General features: G+C 63.9%; 14 protein-coding genes. 10 read left to right on the top strand and 4 right to left on the bottom strand.

What is annotated here, in order from left to right; all coding sequences use genetic code 11:
* Nucleotides 1-9: 9 nt before the first annotated feature.
* The 4 genes from ACEN9T_RS11280 to mpl all read right to left on the bottom strand — a co-directional run bounded on the left by ACEN9T_RS11280 (nt 10) and on the right by mpl (nt 4,851).
* Nucleotides 10-2,106 (bottom strand): ribonuclease catalytic domain-containing protein, encoded by a 2,097-nt coding sequence (locus tag ACEN9T_RS11280; RefSeq protein ID WP_413707750.1) that lies wholly within the window; start codon nt 2,104-2,106, stop codon nt 10-12.
* Between the two features lie 153 nt (nt 2,107-2,259).
* The gene (locus ACEN9T_RS11275; RefSeq protein WP_413707749.1) at nt 2,260-2,838 is read right to left on the bottom strand and encodes a chorismate--pyruvate lyase family protein; all 579 of its coding nucleotides are present in this window, start codon (nt 2,836-2,838) and stop codon (nt 2,260-2,262) included.
* On the bottom strand, nt 2,835-3,458 hold the full coding sequence (locus ACEN9T_RS11270; RefSeq protein ID WP_413707748.1) for a YqiA/YcfP family alpha/beta fold hydrolase: 624 nt from the start codon (nt 3,456-3,458) through the stop codon (nt 2,835-2,837). The genes ACEN9T_RS11275 and ACEN9T_RS11270 overlap by 4 nt, the downstream gene beginning before the upstream one ends.
* Nucleotides 3,459-3,465: 7 nt before the next feature.
* Nucleotides 3,466-4,851, bottom strand: coding sequence for a UDP-N-acetylmuramate:L-alanyl-gamma-D-glutamyl-meso-diaminopimelate ligase (mpl, locus tag ACEN9T_RS11265; RefSeq protein ID WP_413707747.1), 1,386 nt, complete (start codon nt 4,849-4,851; stop codon nt 3,466-3,468).
* Between the two features lie 78 nt (nt 4,852-4,929).
* Between mpl and ACEN9T_RS11260 the strand changes: the two genes are divergently transcribed.
* From ACEN9T_RS11260 to ACEN9T_RS11215, 10 genes are all read left to right on the top strand, one after another.
* The gene (locus tag ACEN9T_RS11260; protein WP_413707746.1) at nt 4,930-5,604 is read left to right on the top strand and encodes a UDP-N-acetylmuramate--alanine ligase; all 675 of its coding nucleotides are present in this window, start codon (nt 4,930-4,932) and stop codon (nt 5,602-5,604) included.
* Nucleotides 5,605-5,668: 64 nt separating this feature from the next.
* Nucleotides 5,669-6,193, top strand: a complete 525-nt coding sequence (locus tag ACEN9T_RS11255; RefSeq protein ID WP_092972405.1) for a TlpA family protein disulfide reductase — start codon at nt 5,669-5,671, stop codon at nt 6,191-6,193.
* Between the two features lie 182 nt (nt 6,194-6,375).
* Nucleotides 6,376-6,843 carry a type II 3-dehydroquinate dehydratase gene (gene aroQ / locus ACEN9T_RS11250; RefSeq protein WP_413707745.1) on the top strand — a complete coding sequence of 156 codons (468 nt, stop codon included), beginning with the start codon at nt 6,376-6,378 and terminating at the stop codon, nt 6,841-6,843.
* 142 nt (nt 6,844-6,985) lie between these two features.
* Nucleotides 6,986-7,453, top strand: a complete 468-nt coding sequence (gene accB / locus ACEN9T_RS11245) for an acetyl-CoA carboxylase biotin carboxyl carrier protein (RefSeq protein ID WP_065859727.1) — start codon at nt 6,986-6,988, stop codon at nt 7,451-7,453.
* A gap of 130 nt (nt 7,454-7,583) precedes the next feature.
* Nucleotides 7,584-8,951, top strand: coding sequence for an acetyl-CoA carboxylase biotin carboxylase subunit (gene accC / locus ACEN9T_RS11240; protein ID WP_045204807.1), 1,368 nt, complete (start codon nt 7,584-7,586; stop codon nt 8,949-8,951).
* Entirely contained in the window at nt 8,948-9,844 is an 897-nt protein-coding gene (prmA, locus tag ACEN9T_RS11235) for a 50S ribosomal protein L11 methyltransferase (protein WP_092972403.1), read from the top strand. Before accC ends, prmA begins: the two co-directional genes overlap by 4 nt.
* 97 nt (nt 9,845-9,941) lie before the next feature.
* Complete coding sequence (locus tag ACEN9T_RS11230) at nt 9,942-11,384, top strand: DUF3426 domain-containing protein (protein ID WP_413707744.1); 1,443 nt, start codon at nt 9,942-9,944, stop codon at nt 11,382-11,384.
* A gap of 120 nt (nt 11,385-11,504) precedes the next feature.
* On the top strand, nt 11,505-12,005 hold the full coding sequence (gene tpx / locus ACEN9T_RS11225; RefSeq protein ID WP_024979133.1) for a thiol peroxidase: 501 nt from the start codon (nt 11,505-11,507) through the stop codon (nt 12,003-12,005).
* A gap of 92 nt (nt 12,006-12,097) precedes the next feature.
* Nucleotides 12,098-13,033 carry a carbohydrate kinase family protein gene (locus ACEN9T_RS11220; RefSeq protein WP_413707743.1) on the top strand — a complete coding sequence of 312 codons (936 nt, stop codon included), beginning with the start codon at nt 12,098-12,100 and terminating at the stop codon, nt 13,031-13,033.
* 9 nt (nt 13,034-13,042) lie between these two features.
* A complete protein-coding gene (locus tag ACEN9T_RS11215) occupies nt 13,043-13,510 on the top strand; it encodes a membrane protein (protein WP_009241557.1) in 468 nt (155 codons plus the stop codon).
* The last annotated feature ends 161 nt before the right edge of the window (nt 13,511-13,671 follow it).

Below are 13,671 nucleotides of genomic sequence, written 5' to 3'. Positions count from 1 at the left end.
CGATTGTAGTTAGGCAGCGCCAGGCGTTCCACCGCTCTCGCCGTCGTGCGGCGGCTGCGCCACAGCTGCCTCGGCTTCCGCACGTGCCTCTTCCCCATCAGCGGCCGGTTGTGGTTCAGCCGGCACATCGGCTTCAGTCTCTGCCTCGGCCAGTTCTTCTTCGATGGCTTCGGCTTCAGCTTGTGCGTCCGCTGCGGGTGTGAGGATTTCGACCACGCGGCACGACACTTCCAAGCTGATCTCGTCGGTGTCCAGAATATCGAGCACGACATGGGTGCCGCGTGGCGTTTGCGCCAGTTCGGGCACCTTCGTTACCAGCGGAATGTCGGCGAAGCGCACGGCGCCTTCCTTGAGCACCACGGCCTGCATTCGCGTGCGGTTTTCCTGCTTGAGCCAGCGCAGGCACCAGTAGCGCTCCATGGTCGACTGATGGTCGGCATAGGCAGCGTAGGTGGCTTCGAAGTCGGCCACGGCAGCCAGCAGGTCGGCATCTTTGGGCTTGAACGGCGCGATCAGCTTGGCCGTCACGCCGTGCTGCGCCACCGCTGCGATCTGCCATTGGTTGACCAGATCGACGTAGCGGCGCAGCGGCGAGGTGCTCCACGCGTACTGCGCCACGCCCAGACCTTCATGCGGCGCCGGATACGTCTGCATGCGCGTGCGATGCATGCCCCACGCCTTCTGCGTGCGATAGATGCCGGGCACCCCGGCGTCGGCCAGCATGCGGCCCCACGTGCTGTTGGCCAGGATCATCAGCTCGGCCACGATCTTGTCCAGCGGCGAGCCGCGTTTGCGCTGTTCGATCCGCACGCGCTCGCCACCGCCTTCCGCTTCCGGAAGCGCATCGATGTAGAACGAATAATCGCCCTTCTGCGCGCCCTCCGGCTTCAGACCGCTGGCAATGCGGGCCTGCTGGCGGCCGTCATACAACGCGCAGACGAACGGCCACAGCACGGCCAGTTCGGCCTTGAACGGGTAGTCGCCCGAGCCATCGGCCAGCGCGTCGGCGGTAATCACGTCGTCGAGCAGGTTGTGACGCAGGTTGGCAGCCACGGTCACGGATTCGCAGCGCGTTTCGCTGGCGGTGACCGTCCACGTGGCGCGGTCGACCGTCGCATACAGCGACAGCGCCGGGCACGCGCGCCCTTCCTGCAGCGTGTAACGATCCACCACCGACTCCGGCAGCATCGTGATCTTGTCGCCGGGGAAATACACGGTCGACAAACGCTGGCGTGCAATCACGTCTAGCGGTTCGCCGCGCTGGATGCCGAAGCCCGGCGCGGCAATATGGATGCCGATGCGCACGGTGGCGTCGTCAATAGGCGTGACCGAGATGGCGTCGTCGATTTCCGTGGTGGTCACGTCGTCGATCGAGAAGGCGCGCACATCGGCGGCCGGCAGTTCCATCGCCGGTTCCGGCACGGTCACATCGGGGAAGCCTGTGCCCTTCGGGAAGCACTCCGACAGAAAGCGCGCCTCGTGCAGCGCGCGGGCGTTGGCGATGCCGCCCACCGCCACCATCAGGCGCATCGGCGACAGGCCCAGCGCCGTGCACGCCGCGTCGAGCGCCTTGTATTCGAGACTGTTCTTGTCCGGCTTGAACAGCAGTTGCAGCGTCTTGCCGCGGAAGGCCTCGGGCAAGCGCTTCGCCTTCAGCTCGGCTTCGTATTCAGCCTGCAGCGCAGCTTGCTGCTTCTTGCGCTCCAGGCCCGCGAGCGCGGCTTTCAGTTGATCTTCTGGTGCGCGCTGATAGCGGCCGCGGCCCTTGCGGCGGAAGTAGATCGGCGAGCCATGCAGCGCGATCGCCAGCGCGGCTTGCTGCGTGGCATTGGCGCCAGCGCCGAAATATTCACCGGCCAGATCGGTAAAGCCGAATTCTTCGGCCGAAGCGCATTCCCAGAGGAAATCCAGGTCGATCTCTGCCGACAGCGCCTGAGCGGCCTGCGACAACTCGCCGGCGGACGGCTGCGCGAATTGCAGCAACACGTCGCGCGACTTGACCTTGGTGCGCTTGGCGCTCGGCAACTCGACCTGATAGGCCTCGCCCTGTTGGGACAAGACGGTGCCCGCGCGGATCTCGCCGCCTTCTTCAAACAGCAACTGCATGGATTTGTATGGATTGCGGCACTCGCACAACCGGGCACCGCTTTGAATGAGGTGGAATGGCCGCGCACCCTGACGTTACAACGTAATACGCGGCGATAAAAAGTTGGGGGCGATGATACCGCACTGGCTGAACGCCCGGCCCCCGAAATACGCCTACCGCGGCGGGTGGAAGTTGGCCAGCGCGGGTAGGAAAACCTCCGTCACCAGCATCGCACTCGCGCCACGCCGGAACACCGATCGGCGGGCCGGCAACCGGGCGGTCCCGGCAACAGGCGCGTCGCCGAGCGCCCCCTGCGCCCGGCGCACCAGCGGGTGGCGCGCGTCCAGCAAGGCGAATTCGAAATCCCCGCGCTCGACACGGGGATCGGCAAACAGCGAGTGCCCCAGCGGCTGCGTCCCCAGTGCCTTCAGGAACGGCCAGTCAAGCGCCACGCTGCGCGGATGGACGATGGTGTGGGCATAGACCACCGGGATGTCGTCGCAGATCAGCAAAACCTCGCGGACCAATGTGTCGGCAGGGCCTGCCATGCCGAGGGAACGCCACTCGTCGCGCAACGGCATCGCACGGCACTGGCCCAGTAATTGAACGCCGAAGCGCGACGATGCCGCACGAAGCCGGGCGGTCAGCGAATCGACACCTACGGCCCAGCGCGCCCAATGCCGGTCGTAGACGACAGCCGGAGGCAACGCGCTGCGCCAGAGGCTGCGCGGGTAAGACGGGAAATCGGTCATGCGGCGCTAAACGGATGCGCAGCTAATAGCTCGGCAGGAACGCCACAAAAGACAAGCACTTCGTCCATGTATTGAGCAAAATCGCTGATGCCGTGGTCACTCCCGTCAAGGACGCGCGTGACGGCGCCTGGAAAGTGGCTGAGCATTTCGCGGTAATCGAGCACCTCGTCGCCGGTGGCTGCGAGCAGGTAGTAGCGCTCGGGTTGCGTGATGGCGGGCACGACGAGCGCGCGCAGCTCATCAAGGTGATACGGCTCGACGCGAATCGTGCCGCCACCATGCCACAAGGGCTGCTCGCCAACGTATTTGGCGAGATCGCGCTCTGGGCGCGTAGCAGGATTGAGCATAGCCGCGCGGAGCCCGTGCCGCTCAGCCAGCCAAGTGGCGTAAAAGCCTCCCAGAGAAGAGCCGATGAGCACAGGTTTGATGCCGTCACGCGTACCCAACTCAGCGAGGAGCGCCTCTGTTTCGACCATCGCCTCGCGTGGTGACACGGGCAGCGTCGGGCAAACGTACTTGTCTGCCAGCCCCACAGAGGCCATCCGCCGGCCTAACAACTGCGCTTTGAACGAGCGCGGCGAGGAACGGAATCCGTGCAGATAGACGATGGATGCCGACATATACAGATCAGCTGGAGGCGCCGACGCGTTCAGCCAAGGCGTTCAGCAGCTTCTGATGGACGCCGCCAAATCCGCCGTTGCTCATAACCAGGACATGGTCCCCCGGGCGAGCGGCAGCCGTGACGTCTGCGACCAGGGCGGTCAGATCAGAGAATGCCTTCGCGCGCTTCCCCAGCGGTGCCAGCGCGCCAGCCAGATCCCAGCCGATTGCGTCGCGGCCATCGGCAGCTCCGTAAGCAAAGACTTGATCCGCTCCGCACAAGCTGTCCGGAAGCGCCTGTTTCATCACACCCAACTTCATGGTGTTTGAACGTGGCTCTAACACCGCAAGGATGCGGCCCTTCCCCACGCGACGGCGCAGACCCTCGATCGTCGTACGAATGGCAGTCGGATGATGGGCAAAGTCGTCGTAGACGGTTACGTCATTGACGGTGCCGCGCACTTCCATGCGTCGTTTCACATTTTCGAAACGGGCCAGGCTTTCAATGGCTTGAGCCGGCGGCACGCCCACGTGGCGCGCGGCTGCAATGGCCGCCAGCGCGTTCATGCGATTGTGGTCGCCCTGAAGGTCCCACCGGACCCGGCCCTGCGGTTGGCTGGTGAAAACCACCTCGAAGCTGTCGTCCTCACTCAGGTTCGCGATTTCCCAGCCGAGGCCGTCTTCTGCGCCAAATTGCTCGACTTCCGACCAGCATCCGCGCTCAAGTACACGCTTCAGACTATCTTCGCGGCCGTTGACGAGGAGGCGACCCTGACCGGGAACCGTGCGCACCAAGTGGTGAAATTGGGTTTCGATTGCGGCAAGATCAGGAAAGATGTCGGCGTGATCGAATTCCAGATTATTCAATATGGCCGTACGGGGGCGGTAATGGACGAACTTGCTGCGCTTGTCGAAGAAGGCCGTGTCGTACTCGTCGGCCTCGATCACGAAGAAGTCGGATTCCGTCAGCCGCGCCGACAGCCCGAAGTTGCGCGGCACACCGCCCACCAGGAACCCCGGGTTGTAGCCTGCATCCTGCAGAATCCACGCAAGCATAGACGTGGTGGTCGTCTTGCCATGCGTGCCTGCCACGGCAAGCACCCATTTCTGACGCAGTACGTTGTCACCCAGCCATTGCGGGCCAGACATGTAAGGCAGATTGCGATCCAGGATGGCTTCCATCAGCGGATTGCCGCGGGAGACCACGTTGCCGATCACGTACAGATCGGCACCAATGGAGAGCTGTTCGGGGTCAAAGCCCTCAATCAGCTCGATACCTTGCGCCTCGAGCTGCGTGCTCATCGGCGGGTAGACGTTGGCGTCGCAGCCAGTGACGCGGTGACCGGCCTGGCGGGCAATCAGGGCAATGCCGCCCATGAAGGTGCCGCAGATTCCAAGGATGTGGATATGCATGGGAGCCATCTCAACTTCGTTGCGCCGCATTGTACCTGCGGCTTCAGACCGGCCCCTGCGCTTCAGTAAAATAGAGCCATGTCTAAACGCCCCACCCTCGACCCCGCCCGCGTGCGGGAGGAAATTGCCGTCACCGCCGCCCGCATGATCGCGGAAGACGGCGCTGACTACGCCACTGCCAAGCGCAAGGCCGCGCGCCAGGTGCTTGGCACGGAATCCCGCGCCCCCGGCGAATGGCTGCCGGACAACGAACAGGTCGAAACGGAAGTCCGCGAATACCAAGCGCTGTTCCAGGCCGAGTCCCAGCCGCGCGTGCTGGCGTTGCTGCGTCGCATCGCGCTGCTGCTCATGGAGGGGCTGGCGGTCCATCACCCGTACTTGGCGGGCGCGGTCTTCAACGGCACGGCCAGCGAGCACTCCGACATCCACCTGCAGGTCTTCTGCGACAGCCCGAAGGACGTGGCGATCTTCCTGCTCAACGCCGGCGTGGATTTCGACACAACAGAGAGCGCTCACTTCGCCGGTCGAGATGAAGTGGAAACGCTTAGCTTCCTGTGGCGCGGCCAATGGCCCGCGGGGGCTGAATCCCGTGAGCTTGCGCGCGAGCTACGGGCCGAAACAGGCACACCCGTGGGCGTCCATATCGCCCTATATGACATGAACGATGTGCGCGGTGCGCGGCGCGCAGACGCCACCGGCAAGGCCCAACGCGGCGACGCGGCGGCGGTGCGAGCCCTACTGTCGCAGGGGTAATCAGCCGACAGGAGTACAATCCCGCACGCTCCGCCTCTGTATATATAGAGACCTCCGCAAAACCATGTCCCGCCGTACCACTCTGATTGCCCTATTGATCGCCGGCCTGATTGCCGCGGCGGCGGGCATCTATTTTGGACATCGCGCCACCGAGCCCAAAACGCCGGCTGACAATGCCGTCGCTGCGTTCTACGGCAGCAAGCTCCCAGACGCCAATGGCGCTCCCCTGGATCTGGCAGCTTTTCGTGGCCAGCCGGTGGTGATCAATTTCTGGGCACCATGGTGCGGTCCTTGCGTGGAAGAAATGCCAGAGCTGTCCGCGCTGGCGCAGGAGCAGAAGGCCAAGGCAAAGTTTATCGGTATCGGCATTGACTCGGCATCCAATATCCAGACGTTCTTAAGCAAGGTGCACGTCACATATCCCATCGCCGTGGCAGGCTTTGGCGGGACAGAACTGGGCCGTCAGTTCGGCAACGAAGTCGGTGGCCTTCCGTTTACTGTGATTCTCAACGCACAAGGCGAAATCACGTTCCGAAAGATGGGCCGCGTGCATGCCGACGAACTACGTGAGGCCCTGCACCGCACGTGAATATGTAAAAACGTCATATGACGTTCATGTGCACGCAACTCCCCTTCTTCTCCGGGAAAAGCGTCGAGGGCACGCTCAAGATCGGTGAAAACACCGATTTGTTGAGAGTTTTTCAGCAAAAACTAGACAAAGCATTCTAAGTTGCTGTAAATTGCGCCCAACTTCGCTCAACCGGTCAAACCGTGGCTGATAAACCCATCGCCAAAGCGCTTCGCAACGTGCTCGTACTGCACGGCCCGAACCTCAATTTGTTGGGGACGCGCGAGCCCGAAGTCTATGGTGCAACTACCCTGTCCGACATCAATGCCGCCTTGGTCGAACGCGCCACGGCGCGCGGCGTGACGCTGGCGCACTTCCAGTCGAACCACGAAGGTGCGCTGGTTGACCGCATCCATGCTGCCAAGAGCGAAGGCGTCGAATTCATCATCATCAATCCGGCGGCCTACACGCACACAAGCGTGGCCCTGCGCGATGCGCTAGCCGGCGTGGTGATCCCGTATATCGAAGTGCATCTGTCCAACGTGCATCGTCGCGAGCCCTTCCGCCACCATTCGTATCTGGCGGACCAGGCGGTGGGCGTGATTTGCGGACTTGGCTGGCGCGGCTATCTGGCGGCGCTGGACTTCGCAATCGACCAACACGGCGGCTGATCAGCCGTCTTCTTCCTTTTATTTCAACTACTTAACCAACGCAACGACGCCAGCGCCTGGAGCGCCTTTGACCGATGCGCGGCTGAAGAGCCATTCGCGCGCATCCACTGCCCCAGACCGCCGACGCTGCAGGAGAACGTTCATGGATTTGCGCAAGCTGAAAACGCTGATCGACCTGGTGGCCGAATCGGGCATTTCGGAACTCGAAGTGACCGAAGGCGAAGGCAAGGTCCGCATCGTCAAGTCGGCGCCTCAAGTGGTGGCGCCGATGCAATATGCGCCGATGCCGATGCAAGCTGCACCGGCTATGGGCGCACCTGCCGCAGCGGCTCCGGCCGCCGTTGGCGCTGAGGCGGCTGCCCCGGCCCTGCCGGCTGGCCACATTGTGACGTCGCCGATGGTCGGCACGTTCTACCGCTCGCCGTCGCCGGGCGCGGCCGAGTTCGTCAAGGTGGGCGACACCGTCAAGGAAGGTCAGACCATCTGCATCATCGAAGCGATGAAGCTGCTCAACGAGATCGAAGCGGACAAGGCCGGCGTCATCAAGGAAATCCTGATCGAGAACGGCCAGGCTGTGGAATACGGCCAACCGCTGTTCGTGATCGGCTGATCTTCCGGCATCTGACCCTCATCGTGCGGCGCACAGCGTGCCGCATCCGAGCGCGAGCCGGCGCACAAGGGCTGCCTGAGCGCAGCCCAGCCACAGCGCCCTCGCCTCTCCTTTTTGTAGCGAGAACACGATGTTCGATAAGATCCTGATCGCGAATCGCGGCGAGATCGCTCTTCGCATCCAGCGCGCCTGCCGCGAACTCGGCATCAAGACCGTGGTGGTCTATTCCGAGGCGGACAAGGAAGCCAAATACGTCAAGCTGGCCGACGAAGCCGTGTGTATCGGCCCGGCACCGTCGCCGCTGTCGTACCTGAACATGCCGGCCATCATCTCGGCCGCCGAAGTCACCGACGCCCAGGCCATCCACCCTGGCTACGGCTTCCTGTCGGAAAACGCCGACTTTGCCGAGCGTGTGGAGCAATCCGGCTTCACCTTCATCGGTCCGACGCCCGAGTCGATCCGCCTGATGGGCGACAAGGTGTCGGCCAAGCAGGCGATGATCAAGTCCGGCGTGCCGTGCGTGCCAGGCTCGGAAGGCGCCCTGTCGGAAGATCCGAAGGAAATTCTGGCAACGGCCAAGAAGGTCGGCTATCCGGTGATCATCAAGGCGGCTGGCGGCGGCGGTGGCCGTGGCATGCGCGTGGTCCACACCGAGGCTGCGCTCATCAACGCCGTCAACATGACGCGCGAAGAAGCCGGCCGTGCTTTCGGCAATCCGGAAGTCTATATGGAGAAGTTCCTGGAGCATCCGCGCCACGTGGAGATCCAGATCCTGGCCGACCAGCACCGCAACGCCGTCTGGCTGGGCGAGCGTGATTGCTCCATGCAGCGCCGCCACCAGAAGGTGATCGAAGAAGCGCCGGCACCGCACATTCCGCGCCGCCTGATCGAGCGCATCGGCGACCGCTGCGCCGAGGCCTGCAAAAAGATCGGCTACCGTGGCGCCGGCACGTTCGAGTTCCTGTACGAAAACGGCGAGTTCTACTTCATCGAAATGAACACGCGCGTGCAGGTTGAACATCCGGTCACGGAAATGATCACGGGCGTCGACATCGTGCAGGAGCAGATCCGCGTGGCGGCCGGCGAAAAGCTGCGCTTCCGCCAGAAGGACATCGTGCTCAAGGGCCACGCCATCGAGTGCCGCATCAACGCGGAAGATCCGTTCAAGTTCACGCCGTCGCCGGGTCGCATCACGTCGTGGCACGTGCCGGGTGGCCCGGGCGTCCGCGTGGACTCGCATGCTTACAACGGCTACTTCGTGCCGCCCAACTACGACTCGATGATCGGCAAGGTCATCACGTACGGCGCCACGCGTGAGCAGGCCATCGCCCGCATGCGTATCGCCCTGTCGGAAATGGTGGTGGAAGGCATCCAGACCAACGTGCCGCTGCACCGCGACCTGATGCTCGACGCCAACTTCGTGGAAGGCGGCACCGACATTCACTACCTGGAGCACCGTCTGGCGCAACAGGAAGTGGCCAAGGGTGGCGGCAAGTGACGTACCGCGAATGCGTGCTTGAAGTGGCGCGTGACGACGCCGAAGCGTTGTCCGAAGCCCTGTTTGATCTCGGCGCGCTGTCGGTCTCGGTGGAAGACGCCGATGCCGACACGCCCGAAGAGCAACCGCTCTTTGGCGAGCCCGGCCACGAGCCAACACGCCTGGCGTGGAACCGCTCGCGCGTGGTTGCGCTGCTCGCTGACGATGCCGACCCGGCACTGCTGGTGGCAGCCGCGGCCAACGAGATCAAGCTGACGCCGCTGCCTGCGTACACCGTGCGCGAAGTCGAAGAACAGGACTGGGTTCGCGTCACGCAGTCGCAGTTCGAGCCCATTCATATTGGTGAGCACATCTGGGTCGTGCCGTCTTGGCACGACGCGCCGGAGCCCGAGGCCGTGGTGCTGGAACTGGACCCGGGCCTCGCGTTCGGCACAGGCAGCCACCCGACCACGCGCCTATGCATGGAATGGCTGGAGCAGCACGTGCAGCCTGGCGAACGCACGCTCGACTACGGCTGCGGCTCCGGCATCTTGGCCATCGTCGCCAAGAAGCTCGGCGCCGGTGAAACCGTCGGTGTCGACATCGATCCGAACGCGGTGGAAGCCTCGCGCTACAACGCCGAGCGCAACCACGTCGAAGCCACCTTCGCATTGCCCGACGATGCACCGGAAGGCACGTTCGATCTGGTCGTCGCCAACATCCTGTCGAACCCGCTCAAGCTGATGGCTGCCATGTTGTGCGCGCGCGTGCGCCCGGGCGGCCGACTGATTCTGTCAGGCGTGCTTGAGCGCCAAGCCGAAGAAGTGGCCGCCGCGTATGCCTCGGTCATTCCACTCACCGTGTGGCGTGCACGTGACGGCTGGGTCTGCCTGCACGGTGTGAAGCCCGCGTAATTTCAAGGTATTGCGCGCCAGTGTCGCCTGCAAAGGTCGACGCTGGCGCCGCTGTCTGCAATACTCGCGCGGTCGGCCTTTTTTCTCCTCGTCCCGCATGGCAACTGCGCCACAAGCTGCGCCACGTTTGGCCGCCCGCTGCCCCAACTGCCAGACCGCATTCCGCGTTGTCGCCGATCAGCTTCGGCTGCGCGGCGGCCTCGTCCGTTGCGGCCGCTGCAATCACGTCTTCGATGGCCGCGATCATCTGATCGAGCTCGGCGCCGCACCCATGCCTGCGGCGCCCACCACCGAAGCACCGCAGCCACAGCAATCGCCGGAACACGCTGCTCGCATCGCGCCGCTCTCAACGCCAGTCACTCCTGAACCGGAAACGCCCGCGGCGCCACCTGCCGCAGAGGACGACCACGGCTTCGGCATGACGCTGATCTGGGAAGAAGACGTTCCAGAAGAAGACGTTGCCGAAGTGCATCTGGGGGAAGTTGAAGGCGCAACACCCGTGCCCGACATACGATCGACCGCGCCGGACACGCGCCCGCTACCGGACGAGGCGCCGATCGAGCACGCTGCCGAGCCTGCCGCCGAGCCCGCGCAGCAGACAGCGCAACCCGAACCGCCTGCCGCCTCCGCCTCTCCCACCGATCCGTTCCACGGTCTGCCGCCCATCCGCGACCTTGATGACGAGGAAGACGCATTCGCCGCCGCCGTGCCCAAGCAGCCGTCGGCAGACCTGCCGGTAGCGCCGGCCATCGCGCCCACGGCGACTCTCTCAGCGACCGCTTCGGCGCCGTCAGCCGCCACATCCCCGAAGCCGGAGGCCGAGAAGCATGATTCGGTCTGGATGCGCCACGAAACCGATCCGCACACGCTTTTTGCGCCGGTGCCGCGCCGCCATGGTCACGCACGTCGCACGCAAGCCGAGCCGACCGGCCCGACGCCGCAACGCACGCTGACCGGCGCCCCGCGCAAGGTGCGTGGACCGAATCATGGTGTCTCTGCCGCAACGCTGGATTTTCTGCGTGCCGCGCAGGCTCGCGAGCAGGCGCGCAAAACGACCGGACGCCGTGCCCTCGCTCGCATCGCGATCGGCTTGCTGACGGTGTTGGCGGTAGCGCAGATCCTCTTCCTCGCCCGCGCCGAGATCGCCCGACGCGCGCCGTCCGCACGCCCGATGTTGGAAGCCCTGTGCCAGCCGTTGCATTGCACGATTGCGCCACCGCGTGACCTCGATGCATTGCAGATCGAATCGTCGCAACTGCAGCGGCAAGAAGGCGATGCATCCGACCAGTACGTGCTGACGGCTACGTTGCGCAACCGCGCCGGCGGCCCCATCGCCCTGCCGGCCATCGAGCTGGTAACAACCGACCTGCAGGATCAACTGCTCTCGCGCCGTGCGCTGCTGCCGAGCGACTACCTCAACCCGAGCGACAGTGCATACAGCAAGTCAGGGCTGCCCGCCCGCGCCGAACTACCGATTCGGGTACGATTCCAGTCCCAGCGCCCGACGGCCAACTACCGGGTCCTGATTTTTTACCCCTGAGTTTTCACCCCTGGCTTAGACCGCTAACAAGATCTTGCCGGCCTGGCGCGGCGACGCAGATGCAAGCACGGTCTTGTTAGCGGCTTTTCCCCAACACGCATCAAAGGAAGGAGTAACACCATGGCAAACGTGACCCTTGGCGGCAACCCGATCGAAGTCGGCGGCCAATTCCCGACCGCAGGCTCGAAGGCCCCGGCATTCACGCTGGTCGGCGCAGACCTGAAGGACGTCTCGCTCGCTGACTTTGCCGGCAAGCGCAAGGTTCTGAACATCGTGCCGAGCCTGGACACCCCGGTGTGCGCCACCTCCACGCGCAAGTTCAACGAAGCCGCCGCCAAGCTGGACAACACCGTCGTGCTCTCCATCTCTGCTGACCTGCCGTTCGCGGCCGGCCGCTTCTGCACCACCGAAGGCATCGCGAATGTGAAGCCGCTGTCGACCTTCCGCGACAAGGGTTTCAAGCAAGCCTACGGCGTCGACATCACGTCGGGCCCGCTGGCTGGCGTGACCGCGCGTGCCGTGGTTGTGCTCGACGCCAACGACAACGTCCTGTATTCGCAACTCGTGCCCGAGATCAAGGACGAGCCGAACTACGACGCTGCCCTGGCTGCGCTGAAGTAAGCTGAACTGAGTGCATCGAGACCGGCTTCCGGTCTCTCGTTCATCACACGGCCGTCCACTGGGCGGCCGTGTCATATCTGGAGTGCTTCAATATGGCCAGCGTGATCTGCGGCTCGGTTGCCTACGACACCATCATGACGTTCGACGGACACTTCCGCGAACACATCCTGCCCGACAAGATCCACATCCTGAACGTTTCCTTTCTGGTGCCGACCATGCGCCGGGAGTTCGGTGGCTGCGCAGGCAACATCGCCTACACGCTGAAGATGCTCGGCGGCGAGCCCATCATCATGGGCACCGTCGGCCAGGACGCGGGCCCGTATCTGGACTACCTGAAAAAGCTCGGCATCTCGACGGCGCATATCACGGAGGTTCCGGACACGTTCACCGCGCAAGCGATGATCACGACCGACCGCGACAACAACCAGATCACTGCCTTCCACCCGGGCGCGATGAGCCATTCGAGCGTCAATTCGGTCAAGAATGCACTGCCGGCAAGGCTCGGCCTGGTGGGCCCCGACAGCCGCGAAGGCATGCTGCACCACGCCACCCAATTTGCCGAATCCGGCGTGCCTTTCATCTTCGATTTGGGCCAGGCAATGCCGCTGTTTGACGGCGCCGACCTGCGCCACTTCGTTGAACTCGCCAGCTACGTGGTGGTCAATGACTACGAAGCGCAGGTCATGCTGTCACGCACGGGCTACAGTGCGGCAGAACTTGCGCAGCGCGTCGAGGCTTACATCGTTACGCGCGGGGAAGAAGGGGCGGAGATTTACGCCGGCGGCAAGCAGTACACTGTTCCGGTCGTGCCGGCCGAACGTGTGGTCGACCCGACCGGTTGCGGCGACGCGTTCCGCGGCGGCCTGCTCTATGGCATCGAGAACGGTCTGGACTGGGACACCACCGGCCGCCTCGCCAGCCTCATGGGCTCACTCAAGATCGCTTGCCAAGGCCCGCAGAATCACGGCCTGCCCGTCGACGAGATTGCCCGGCGCTTTGAATCCGCTTTCGGGTACCGGTATCAATAAGGAATCAACATGAAACCCATCTATCGCATCGGCGCCGCGACTCTGCTGGTCGCCGCCCTTGGCCTGCAAGGCTGCGCCATGGGCACCAATTCCAACAGCGCTTACACCTCCGGTCAGGCGCAGCGCGAGCAGACCGTGCGCTTCGGTACGGTAGATTCCGTGCGCAATGTCGTGATCGACCGTGAGCAGACTGGCGTTGGCACCATTGCCGGCGGCGCGATCGGCGGCATCGGTTCGGCAGCAGCCATCGGGCGCGGCAACGGCTCGGTGGCGGCGGGTGTGCTCGGTGCGATTCTCGGTGGCGTTGCAGGCAGCGCGCTTGAGGGTCAGATGAACAAGCGTCCGGGCCTGGAAATCACGGTCAAGCTCGACAACGGCGAGTACCGCGCCATCACGCAAGACGCCGACGAGGCCTTCCGCCCTGGTGAGCGCGTGCGCTTGCTCTCATCGGGTGGCGTGACGCGCGTCACGCACTGATCGACAACTCCCGGCCGATAGGCCGAGGGGTTTATCGGAAACACCGCATCGGCATCGCGCCGGTGCGGTTTTTTTATGCCCGCGAGAAACGTATGCGCGACGCTCGGGCAAGAAAAAGCCCGCCGGGGCGTGAGCCGATCGGCGGGCGGTGCAAGACACTG

Origin of the sequence: Ralstonia sp. Ralssp110 (assembly GCF_047325135.1) — a bacterium.
Taxonomy (GTDB): Bacteria; Pseudomonadota; Gammaproteobacteria; order Burkholderiales; family Burkholderiaceae; genus Ralstonia; species Ralstonia mojiangensis.
Note: the sequence above shows the minus strand (reverse complement) of the source record. Positions and strands in the feature narration are given on the sequence as shown.